Genomic DNA, 10,926 nt, shown 5'->3' on the forward strand with positions numbered 1-10,926 from the left:
CTTTCACGCTACGTTTCAAGAGCGTTTCCTGCTCTAGGGTTATAACAAGGCTAGGTAGACCCACCCTTTTTCATAGTACAGGTTGGGATTAATCTGTTGGAGGGGTTGTTTCTGTCGCTGGCGGTTCTCGCCTACTACAGTAGGAGGAGCGTGCAGGAGGAGGTCTTCGATTTCCTCAAGGGGCGCTGGGCTGGGTTGGAGGGGGTCGGCAAGAAGTGGGTTAGGTGGGAGGGCGACAGGCCCCTGGCCTTGTCGAGGCCCTCGGACGTCTACGCCCTGTTCTCCAAGTACGTCAAGTTGAACCCCAGGAGCGTCTACGGTAGTATAGAGGTGTTCAAGAGGCTGGAGTCCAGGCGCGACGTCGAGGACGACTACGAGCTCAACGTCGAGAGGGCGACCCCCTTCATAGACGTAGACCTGGAGGGGGAGGACTTCGGGGTGGCGTGGAGGAGGGGGGTCGAGGTCGTAAAGACCATAGTGGGCTTCCTCGAGGACAGGGGCGTCAAGGACAGCGTGTACGTCTTGTGGAGCGGTAACGGCTTCCACGTCAGGGTCAACGAGAACGCTATCGAAGACTCGCTGAGGAAGGCCAGCCCCGTGGAGGCGGCTTGGGCGCTCGTCGAGTACACTCTCGTGAGCCTGGAGGAGAAGTTGCTCGAGATTATAAAGGGCTGCGGCGGCTGCGTCAAGGTAGAGAACATCGTGAACCCGAAGAGGGTCTTCACAGCCCCTCTAAGCCTCCACAGGGAGAAGAACAGGGTAGCAGTCGCCTTCAAGCCAGGGGCAATAGACGGCTTCGACCCCGAGTGGTCCAACCCCTCAAACCCCCGCCACGACCCACAGGCGTGGAGGAGCTTCAGGAGGGGGGAGGCGGACCCCCTAGTCGAGGAGGCCCTTAAAGCCCTCGGTAAGAGGGGTAGGAGCGAGCACACGAGGATCTCCGTCGAGAAGCCGGTGGAGAGGAGAGCTGAGGTGGTGCCGCCGGCCCCCGAGGAGCCGGTCAACGTGCCTAAGCTGGGGAGGTTCCAGGTAATGGGGCTGCTGCAGGCGGCCCGCTACTACGTGTTGAGGGGGGACTTGGAGAAGGCGAAGAGCTGGGGCCTTAACAGGGCCATATTCTACGCGTGGGCGAAGTACTACGGTCCCTCGTCGAGGAGGCTCATGAACAAGGTCAGGGAGGCCTTTAGCGCCTCGGCTCGGAGCACGTACAGGGACGAGGAACTCCGCTGGGACTCGCTGGGCGGTGAGAAGGCGCAGGTCTCGCCCCGCGGCTACTACACAATGGGGGGAGTGGAGCAGACGCCCGAGGACTACGACAGGAACATAGCCCACAAGATCGAGGCGGCCGGGATCCCCTACGAGAAGGCCTGGGAGGCCGCCGTGGAGTACGTGAGGAGGTTCCCCGAGAGGGTCCTGCTAGACCCCCAGGAGTTCTACAGGAAGGTCTACGAGCCCGTGAGAGACAGGTTCGCCGAGCTCGTACTCTCCGAGAAGAAGAGCGGGGGGAAGTAGGCAGGTTAGCGCTCACGTTTATTAAACCCGTGAACAACCATGAAAATAATTAGGGCCCGTCGTCTAGCCTGGTATGGACGCCGCCCTCACACGGCGGAGGTCCGGGGTTCGAATCCCCGCGGGCCCACTCCCCGGGCCCTCTACTAACAGGAGGCTATTCTGACGAGGCCCCCCACGACGTACCTCTCCCTGACGCTAGTCACCCTCACGACAGCCCTGCACCCGCTGAACTTGCTGGACTGGACGCCCTCCACGAAGACCACGGGCCCGTGCTTCACCGGGTACCCGTAGAACCTCCCGTTACTGTAGAGCAGGTAGACCTCCAGCTCGCTACCGAGCAGGCTCTTCTTCATTGCCAGGTTGTACTCGTTGACCGCCCTCCTCAGCTCCTCCACCGCCCTTCTCTCGCTACCAGACAAGACCGGCCTACCCAGCTTCTCGAAGGCTGTGCCGGGGAGGGGTGTGTACTTGTAGAGGGTGATCTTCTCCACGCCGGCCTCGGACAGCGCCTTCAGCCCCTCCAGCGTCCTACGGTACACTCTCGCGTCCTCGAATGGGAGCCCGTACATCAAGTATACGTAGGGCCTCAGGCCCGCCTCCCGCAGGAGCTTGGAGGCCCTCACCACGTGCTCCAGCCCTATCGGCTTACCCAGTACGTCCCTGTTGTACTCGAAGTCGCCTGTCTCCAGCCCTATGTGGACAGTGGTACCCCTCAGGTACTTGCCGAGGACTTTCGCCACGCTCTCGTCGACCAGGCAGGCCTTTATGTTCTCTATCATCAGGGCGCCCTCGCCGGTTTTGAAGACCCCGACGTCGCTGAGGGCGGAGAGGAGCCCCTCTATAGCGTCCACGTTGGCTGGGGGGTTGCAGGGGTCTGCTAGGACGCCCTTCACTAGCCAGTCCCTACCGTAGTCGAGGAAGTCGGGCGCGCTCAGCACAACCCTCCTAGCGCCGCTCTCGACCAGCCCCTCCACCTCTCTCCTCACGTACTCCACCGGGATCGAGCGGGCGGCGCCGAACATGTAGGGGACGCTACAGAAGCCGCAGCCGGGGGGTATGTCGACGGGGCAGCTCACCCTTCTCGCACTGTCCGGGTGGCGGCAGAGCATGCACTTGAGGCAACCGAGCTCCCTTAGCAGGGGCCTGTAGAAGTTGCTGCAGCCTCTAACCACCTCGACGTAGTACCTGTAGACCTTGACAGGCCTGTAGACGCGGTCGACTCTAGTCCAGTGCTCGAACCTCGTGATCTCCTCGACAGCCGCGTACAAGTGCGGCGTGGTCAGCTTGGCCCCGTTGCTCGACCTGTAGGCGAGGGCGGGGACCCCCCTGGGGTCGAAGCCCTCGACGCCGCTCTCCCGCATCTTGTCTAGGAGGACGGGTAGGACGGGCTCGGCCTCCCCCAGCACCACGAAGTCGACGCTACCCACCGTCTCCAGTAGCCTCCTCCAAGAGAAGCTTATGGGCCCGCCAACCACTACCACGGCTCTACTGTTCCTCCTCTTGACGTAGTCCGAGAGGGCCCTCACAGCACCGGCGTCTGTAGACATGGCGCTGATCATGACGACGTCCACCCTGTCGAGCCTAACTCCCCCGAGTAGCACGTCCTCGTAGGTGTGCAGCCCCACGCTGTAGCCCAGGGTAGCTACAATGCCCGCCACGACGCGGGGGCCCGCCCCCACGACGTCGAAGGTGGAGTACCTAGACCCCCTGCCCCTCGCTAGCGCGTCTACAACGGCGACTCTCATAGACCCACTTGGAGTTCTTTATATACCCTTTGACATGTAAAGTTACACGGGGTAAATAATGCCAGCAGAGACGTCGATAGCAGAGATGAACAGCATAGACTACCTGACCATGATGGTGAGAGACGTCGAGGACGTGCTGGCAGTACTAGAGGAGGCCGTGAAAGCCTACGCGGGGGGCAACAGCGTTTCGAGGGTCTACCCCAAGATAAGAGACTTAAAGAACAAGGTGGAGGACGGCAAGGTCATGATAATGGAGTACCTCATGAGGCTGGGGGAAGCCCTAATGAACGCCAGGTCTTACATAGCTGTGGCCCAGGGGCTGGACAAGATAGCTCAGTTGTCCGACGGCGCAGGGTACAGGCTCATGTTGCTGGAGGAGAACAACATAAGACTGGACAACAAGATAGTCGACAACGTGATCGAGCTGGTGAAGACTGCGAGGAAGCAGATGCTCCTGATAAGAGACTCCCTGGAGAAGCTGAGGCTCAACCCCAGGAAGAGCCTGAGCAACTGCAGCGAGGTGAGTAAGCTAGAGGCTCTAGCGGACGAGACGTACCGGAACACCACCTTCAGCCTGTACACCCTCCACTCGGGGAATATAGTTGCCCTCATGGTCGGTAAGGAGATAGTTGACTTCGTCGAGGAAATATGCGACTTCGCCAAGCTCATCGGTGAGGAGATACGGTTCCTAGCACTCCTGAAGACAGCGTCGACGTGACCAAGTGCTTCTCTATCCTGCTACACAACCGGGTAGTAGTACCCGACCCCGCCTGCGGCTCTGCGATATACTGGAGCTCGTACTACGGCTCCCTCCTGGGGATCGAGAAGCCGAGGAGTAGGAGCGAACAGGCACCCCTAGAGCTCTCTCTCATAGAGGCGCTCTACCTACTCGAGAAAAACCTCCTGAGGGTCTATGTCAATAGAGGCAACGGGCCCACACCTCTCTCCCCGGAGGAGCTGTACTCGATCGGTCTAGAGAGGGTCAACAGGTTCAGGGAGCTCTACGCCGTCTACAAAGACTTGAGGGAGAGAGGGTTCGTCGTGAGGAGGGGCCTCAAATTCGGTTGCGACTACTTAGTGTACAGGCACGGGCCGGGGATAGACCACGCCCCCTACGGCGTCCAGGTGTACAGTAAAGACGAGTTGACAGACCCCATCGAGATAGTGAGGATGGGGAGGCTCCTCCACTCGGTGAGGAAGAAGCTCATAGTGGCGGTCGTCGACGAGAAGAACAATATCAACTACCTGTTGTTTAGCTGGTGGAAGCCTTAATAATATGGATAGACATGTTTCAAAACGTAAGGTGGGTAGCCGGGCTGGCCGTCGAGGTGCTTTTTATTGGCTTGGAGAAGACCCGGGAGAGAAGGGGGCTTCAACCCCAGGCAGCAAGCTGAGCGGCAGGTACCGATGCCGATAGACGACAAGTGCAACCCGTTGTGCCCGTTCTTCAAGTGCACGAGAAACGCGCTCTTCGTGACCACGAAGTCCTACAGGGGGAAGACGTTCAAGGTCGCGATGTGCAGGCTGACCGGCGGCGAGTGTATCGGGGGCGAGTGCCAGTACGCGTCCTGTAGGCTGAACGCGCTACTGCCGGACGGGAAGTGCGCTAAGGCGCTAGAGAAGAAGGTCAAGCCCGTCTCGGACGAGGAGCTCTTCAGGGAGATCCAGGCGATAGAGGACGTAGACGACAGGTGGCTGAGGTAGCCTAGCCCTTCGGAGACCACCTCCGGTAGAGGGAGTGCTCGACCCCTAGGGCGTCGAGGATTTTACCGACCACGAACAAGACCATGTCGTCGACGCTCTTGGGCTTGATGTAGAAGGCAGGCATGGCGGGGACTACGACAGCCCCCATCAGCGAGAGCTCGTAGAGGTTCCTCAAGTCCACGGGGGACAGGGGAGTCTCCCTCGGTACTAAGACTAGCTTGTTCCTCAGCCTCAGGACCCCCAAGGCGACGCGCGTGAGGAGGTTGTCTTGGATGCCGTGGGCTATCTTGGCGATGGTGCTCATGGAGGCGGGGACTACCACCATGTCGGTGGACACTAGGTTGCTACTGCTGGCTATCTCCGATGAGAGGTCGCTGCTGGTGTAGACCCCGTCTAGGCCGCTGAGCCTGGCCAGGTACTCGGGCAGCTCTACGCCCTCCTCGAGGCGGGCCACCTCGGCGGCGTTACTCGTGTAGACGACGTAGACCTTGTCGTAGACCCTCCTAGCTAGGGAGATGTTGTCTAGGAGGCTCAGGCCGTACCTAACGCCACTGGCGCCTGTCAAGCCCACTACGAGCGTCCTGGTGTCAGGCCTGCGCGGGGTCATCACGGTTCAGGCCTTTCGAGCCACATCACTCAGTCACACTTATCCCCTCCTCGAGTAATATACCTTGACTACGAGGCGTCCGCTCTTGAGCTACGTCCCGCAGGGCATACACCCTAGGGTCTTCAACAAGATGATAGGAGACCTACGTGAGAGGGGCTTGTGGGCTGAGAGGCACTCGTACAGTATGAGGGTGATGTACCAGGGCAGGTTCGTGGCGAGCCTCCACTTCTACCCCGGCTACAACTTGGTAGAGGTCAGGGTGTACGCGGAGTCGCGGGAACTAAACGAGGCGATCGCGCGGGAGATAGGGGGTGTAATAGCCAGGTACCTGCCCGGCTACAACCTAGAGGTGAAGTTTCTCAGGTGAAGAAGCGCCTCGACGACGCCTTCCTCAACCTGTTCATTATGGTGAGGCCGAGCCCCTGCTCGGGGAACCCCTCCGCTATGGCCACTCTACAACCCAGCTCGTCGACCCTCCTCAGGGCGCTGAAGAGGTTGTGCGCGACCTCGTAGAGGTTGCTCCTACTGCCCAGGTTGAGGACCTCGACGCCCAACCCGCTGTAGGAGGCCAGGGTCTCCTTCGAGGCCAGGACGCAGACCCTCCCCTCTCCGAACTCTCTCGCCAGCTCGACCACCTTACGGGTCAGCCTCGCGAGGCCTTCCGCGTCGTACTGGTCTGTCTCGACGAGGAGAAGCGGGGTCTCAGGGGCGTAGTGCCTGTACCTCATACCTGGGGCCAGGGCTCTCTCAGCCTCTGAGAGCCCGCGCGCGAAGCCCGGTACGTGTACTTTGACCCCCAGCACTTTCTCGATCTCCTCGACCGGGTAAGCGCCCGGCCTGAGCAGAACTGGGGGCTTCACGAGGAGGTTTACAATAGTCGACTCGACACCGTAGAGAGTCTCGCCGCCGTCTATGATCATCTCCACCTTTGAGTAGAGGTCTTCGACGACGTGCTCGCCCCTCGTCGGGCTCGGCCTACCGGACAAGTTTGCGCTTGGAGCGGCTATGGGGACCCCAGCCCTGGAGATCAGCCTCAGCGCGACGGGGTGCGCGGGCATCCTGACAGCCACCGTGTCAAGCCCGCCCGTCGCCTCGTAAGGGACTTTGTCCGTCTTCGGCAGTATGAGGGTCAGGGGGCCGGGCCAGAACTTCGAAATCAGCTTGTAGGCCTCCTCGGGTATGTCCCTTGCGACCTCGTGCAGCATGTCGAGGCTGTCGACGTGTATAATAAGGGGGTTGTCGGCCGGCCTCTGCTTCACCTCGAAGATCCTGAGGACCGAGGACTTGTTGTAGGCGTTGGCCCCGAGCCCGTAGACCGTCTCGGTCGGAAAGGCGACGAGGCCCCCTCTCCGGATGACTTCGGCGGCCTTCTCGATCACTCCCTCGTCCGGGTTCAAGGGGTCCACTCTAGCCACGATAGTCATTCGCTACACCGCGGGCGCGTCAAGGTAAATACTCTTCTAAAACAAGAATACAGACAAGGGGGTATAATCGGTGTCTACACCCGTTGAGAGGCTGTCGACGGGTGTCAGCGGAATCGACGAAATCCTGAGAGGCGGGATACCCAAGGGCTTCACGGTGGCCGTGGTCGGCGAGCCGGGTACAGGGAAGACCGTCTTCTCGCTACACTTCGTCTACGCCGGCCTCGTGAACGGCGAGAAGGCGATCTACGTCACTACGGAGGAGAGCAGGGCCAGTATCATAAGGCAGGCCGCCGCTTTCAACATGGACTTCCTCCAGGCCATAAACAGGGGCGACCTAGTGGTGATCGACGCGCTAATGGGGGATAGAGGGGACGCCTGGAGCCTGAGAGAGCTCGACATAGAGGAGCTGGTGAATATGGTGATAGAGGCCAAGAAGTACCTCGGGCACGGCCACACGAGGCTGGTCATAGACTCGATGAGCGCGTTCTGGCTCGACAAGCCCGCCATGGCGAGGAAGTACAGCTACCACGTGAAGAGAGTGTTGAGCAAGTGGGACTTCACGACGGTCCTCACGAGCCAGTACGCAGTGACGACGAGCCTCGGCTTCGGGTTCGGGGTAGAGCACGTAGCCGACGGTATAATAAGGTTCAGGAAGAGGCTTGTCGGCGGCTACCTGAAGAGGTTCATAGTCGTCGAGAAGATGAGGCAGACAGACCACGACAAGAGGGTCTTCGAGATCGACATCGTGGACGGGAAGGGGATGGTCGTGGTCGGGCCTCTCACTCTCTCGCGCGAAGACTTCGCGTTGCCAGCGTCGGTCATGAGGAAGATGTTGGAGGCCGAGCTGAAGAAGAACCTCGAGCTCTACGGAGAAGAGGAGCTAGAAGAAGAGTAGCCTACCGCCACCGTAGTCCCCGAGCCTAATACCAGGTTTGTAGTCCTCTGGTCTAACCCCGGTCAAGAACTCGAACATCTTACAGGCTATGTCGTGTGCCACCTTGTGGAGGTCCTTAGCCGGCTTCTTGAGTATCTCCTGGAGGTCCTCCCAGCTCCTCCCCTGGAGGGCCTTCGTCAAGAGGACGAACTCCTCGAGGTGCGTAAGCTGGGGCCTCGACCCGGCCGGGAGCGAGAAGTAGAGGTTGGCTAGTTTAAACATGAGGTCTGCCGCCGCCTCGAAAGTCATAGGGCCCAGGCAGTAGACCCAGAGCCTGTCCAGCTGTATAGGGGTGAGGTAGCTCTTGTCCAGCTTTTCGAGTATAGGGGGCGTCGAGTCGACGAGTAGCTTCGCGACCTCCGGCTCCATGTCCCTGTAGTTTATCGGTAGGCTGAGTAGTAGCTTGGCTTTGAACTCTCTCTCAGACACCTCGACGAACTTCTTCGTCCTCTCGTTCAACGGGTAGACGACGAGTATCGTGTACTCGCCGCTGACAGGGTTCCTGTCAGGGCTTATGTGAACCACCTTGAACCCGTTCTTGACCCAGAACTTCAGTAGCTCTTCGTTTACTCCGAAGCCCGAGGCGACCCAGTCCAGGCCCCTGATAGAGGCCTCCTCGATCAGCTTCTTTAGCCCCCAGCTACCGATCCCCCTCCCCTGGACGCTGGGGTGCGTCGCTATCCTGACGATCCTCCAGCCCTTTAACTCGCCGAACTCCCGGAGCCTGGTGTGCTTCAGGAACCTGTCCGGTATTATGTTACCGGGTATCCTGCCCCCTTTCAAGAGCTCGTCGACCATGCTCTCCGGTATCGGGCCCTCCTCAGCTATCTGAATGGCGCAGACGATCTTCCCCGACCTGGTCTTAACAGCCCTGATCAAGTGGTGCGGGGCGTCAGCCAGCATTCCGAGGTCGTCTGGCTCGTTCCTGTAGTGGGCTAGGACGTATATGCCGAACAGCTGCCTCAGCTCCTCCTCACCACTCTTACTGAATAAATACGATGGGTCGTAGGAGATGTAGACGAGGTTCTTTTCCTCGATGTCTCTCAGGTCTTGCTCGTCGAGCTCGGCTGGCTCGGCGTCTAGGAGGAGGGTCTTGAAGGACCACACCTCTACAGGGTCGTTCCTACCGTAGCGTATCGGCTCCGTCATCTCGTACTCCAGTACTTCGGTGGACTTGTCGCTCTTCACCCTCCTCAAGAACCTGACAGAGAAGCCCCTGCCCGCGCCCTCGTAGCCGTGGATCGTAGTCGCGTAGACCGTCCTCTTGTGGGCCTCCCATATCTTGTACAGCATGGGCACGTGTATACCGGATGCTTCGTCTACTACGACGAGGTCTGCCTTGATCTTCGGCACTGAGAGCGGCTCCCAGTACTCGATACTGAACCTGCTACTCCTCAGTTCTATGACGTCCCCGCTCTTCTTTACGACTTCGTACTTGTATCCCAGCGTGTCTAGGGCGGTGGCGGCCATGGTGAAGAACGACTGTACGCTGCCGGGTGAGGGCGCTGTTACTAGCACCCTCGGCTTGGGCTTGACCTTGGATAGCAGGTGTATTAGCCCCACGGAGCCTATTGCCACGGCACAGCTCTTCCCCCTACCCCTGTCCGCGGTGACTACGAGGACCTTCTTGCCCTTAGGCTTCTCGTAGAACCACTCCATCAGCTCGATGACTCTCACCTGGTCGTTCGTCAACGCGAGCTCGTAGAGCTCTCTGGGGAAGAGCGTCTTCTCGGGTATGACTATGTCCCGGCTCGCCGCCTCGCTGTACTTCTCCTTGTCTAGAGCGAACTTCTTCAGCACTCTGTTTTTGTCGGAGTCGTATATGGCCACGCCCTCGTGTTCCAGTAGCTTGCTCTTGAACCAGGTTATGAAAACGTGGCGCGGCTCCGGGAACTGCGGCACGGTCAGGTTCTGCTTGAATATCGTCAAGTGGTGGTCCCAGTCCTCCCAGCTCGGCGTGAGGAATACTACGAGCCCCCCTCCCTCGACTATGCCGGTCAACTTGCCTATGTCGTTAGGCTTCAGGTCCCTGGTCAGGTCTAGTACTAGGTAGGAGTAGGTCTTGCCCAGGTACTTCTCAGACTTCTCGTAGACGTCGAACTCGAACTTAGTGTACTTGAAGTTCTTGGCGTGCTCCTCGAAGACCTCCTTCATGGACTCGGCTTCGGGGAACTCGTCGTGGTAGACGTAGAGGCCGGTGTACTTCTTCTTGTCGTACCTGTGCCTAACCCGCTCGTGGTAGGAGATAGCCCTCGCAGCCAGGTGCCCAAGCTTCTCGCTGTCGGAGCCTGATATGACGACTAGGCTCCTAAGCCTTCTCTTGACTAGGAACTCCTCGCTCTTTCCAATAGTGGACAAAAACTTGTTGAACGACGAGGGTATTTCTCCTGCCAACCGGTCTAGCCCCGTCTAACCGTATGGAGAGGGGGCAGCGCGTCTAGCGACACTGCTCATTCTCTTGATCTCCGAAGCGAGCCTCTCGTACTCCTCGATCTGCTCCTTCGTCAGACTAGGCTTCACGACCTCGAGCGCCTTGAGGAAGTACTTCATCTCTACAGGCCTGGCCTCGAGCCTCTCCCTCAAGGCGAGCATCACGGCTTCTCTCACGACAGCGGCTATGTCGGCGCCCGTGTAGCCCTCCGTAAGCCTCGCCAGCTCCTCCAAGTTAACGTCGCTCGCCAACGGGACTCTCCTCGTGTGTACCTTGAAGATCTCGAGCCTAGCCTTGTAGTCCGGCGGGGGCACGTAAACGAGCCTGTCGAACCTGCCGGGCCTCAGTAGCGCTGGGTCTAGTATGTCCGGCCTATTGGTGGCCGCTATCACGACGACCTTCCTGAGGGGCTGTATACCGTCGAGCTCGGTAAGTAGCTGGTTCACGATCCTGTCGGTGACGCCGCTGTCGTACCTCGAACCTCTAGCCGGCGCTATAGAGTCTATCTCGTCGAAGAAGATCACGCACGGAGCGACTTGCCTCGCCCTCCTGAACACCTCTCTTATCGC

Annotated in this window: 11 protein-coding genes and 1 tRNA gene; 7 read left to right on the forward strand and 5 right to left on the reverse strand. The window is 59.5% G+C overall.

Going from position 1 to position 10,926, the window contains the following annotated elements; translation table 11 throughout:
• Nucleotides 1–96: 96 nt before the first annotated feature.
• Together ACP5VX_RS05255 and ACP5VX_RS05260 are read left to right on the forward strand one after the other, a co-directional pair.
• Entirely contained in the window at nt 97–1,512 is a 1,416-nt protein-coding gene (locus ACP5VX_RS05255) for a hypothetical protein (RefSeq protein ID WP_428724840.1), read from the forward strand.
• A 52-nt stretch (nt 1,513–1,564) separates the two neighbouring features.
• A tRNA-Val gene (locus ACP5VX_RS05260) sits at nt 1,565–1,639 on the forward strand.
• 16 nt (nt 1,640–1,655) lie between these two features.
• Here the strand turns inward: ACP5VX_RS05260 and ACP5VX_RS05265 are convergent.
• Entirely contained in the window at nt 1,656–3,257 is a 1,602-nt protein-coding gene (locus ACP5VX_RS05265; RefSeq protein ID WP_428724841.1) for a B12-binding domain-containing radical SAM protein, read from the reverse strand.
• Nucleotides 3,258–3,315: 58 nt separating this feature from the next.
• On the opposite strand from ACP5VX_RS05265, the gene ACP5VX_RS05270 reads away from it, so the two are divergent.
• The 3 genes from ACP5VX_RS05270 to ACP5VX_RS05280 all read left to right on the forward strand — a co-directional run bounded on the left by ACP5VX_RS05270 (nt 3,316) and on the right by ACP5VX_RS05280 (nt 4,961).
• Nucleotides 3,316–3,975, forward strand: a complete 660-nt coding sequence (locus ACP5VX_RS05270; protein ID WP_428724842.1) for a DUF47 domain-containing protein — start codon at nt 3,316–3,318, stop codon at nt 3,973–3,975.
• Nucleotides 3,972–4,529 (forward strand): tRNA-intron lyase, encoded by a 558-nt coding sequence (gene endA, locus ACP5VX_RS05275; RefSeq protein ID WP_428724843.1) that lies wholly within the window; start codon nt 3,972–3,974, stop codon nt 4,527–4,529. Before ACP5VX_RS05270 ends, endA begins: the two co-directional genes overlap by 4 nt.
• A gap of 66 nt (nt 4,530–4,595) precedes the next feature.
• Nucleotides 4,596–4,961: a hypothetical protein gene (locus ACP5VX_RS05280; protein WP_428724844.1), complete on the forward strand. Its 366-nt coding sequence runs from the start codon at nt 4,596–4,598 to the stop codon at nt 4,959–4,961.
• A 1-nt stretch (nt 4,962) separates the two neighbouring features.
• Here ACP5VX_RS05280 and ACP5VX_RS05285 read toward each other — a convergent pair whose 3' ends face one another.
• On the reverse strand, nt 4,963–5,568 hold the full coding sequence (locus ACP5VX_RS05285) for a UbiX family flavin prenyltransferase (protein ID WP_428724850.1): 606 nt from the start codon (nt 5,566–5,568) through the stop codon (nt 4,963–4,965).
• Nucleotides 5,569–5,653: 85 nt separating this feature from the next.
• On the opposite strand from ACP5VX_RS05285, the gene ACP5VX_RS05290 reads away from it, so the two are divergent.
• The gene (locus ACP5VX_RS05290) at nt 5,654–5,935 is read left to right on the forward strand and encodes a hypothetical protein (protein WP_428724845.1); all 282 of its coding nucleotides are present in this window, start codon (nt 5,654–5,656) and stop codon (nt 5,933–5,935) included.
• Here ACP5VX_RS05290 and ACP5VX_RS05295 read toward each other — a convergent pair.
• Entirely contained in the window at nt 5,928–6,992 is a 1,065-nt protein-coding gene (locus ACP5VX_RS05295) for an L-threonylcarbamoyladenylate synthase (RefSeq protein WP_428724846.1), read from the reverse strand. The two genes, ACP5VX_RS05290 and ACP5VX_RS05295, sit on opposite strands and share 8 nt — an antisense overlap.
• Before the next feature lie 70 nt (nt 6,993–7,062).
• Between ACP5VX_RS05295 and ACP5VX_RS05300 the strand changes: the two genes are divergently transcribed.
• Nucleotides 7,063–7,887 carry a KaiC domain-containing protein gene (locus tag ACP5VX_RS05300; protein WP_428724847.1) on the forward strand — a complete coding sequence of 275 codons (825 nt, stop codon included), beginning with the start codon at nt 7,063–7,065 and terminating at the stop codon, nt 7,885–7,887.
• Here ACP5VX_RS05300 and ACP5VX_RS05305 read toward each other — a convergent pair.
• A complete protein-coding gene (locus ACP5VX_RS05305) occupies nt 7,873–10,320 on the reverse strand; it encodes a tRNA(Met) cytidine acetyltransferase TmcA (RefSeq protein ID WP_428724848.1) in 2,448 nt (815 codons plus the stop codon). The two genes, ACP5VX_RS05300 and ACP5VX_RS05305, sit on opposite strands and share 15 nt — an antisense overlap.
• Before the next feature lie 15 nt (nt 10,321–10,335).
• On the reverse strand, nt 10,336–10,926 hold a 591-nt coding region (locus ACP5VX_RS05310), incomplete at its 5' end, for an AAA family ATPase (protein ID WP_428724849.1).

It is taken from the genome of Thermogladius sp., assembly GCF_049970955.1.
Taxonomy (GTDB): domain Archaea; phylum Thermoproteota; class Thermoprotei_A; order Sulfolobales; family Desulfurococcaceae; genus Thermogladius.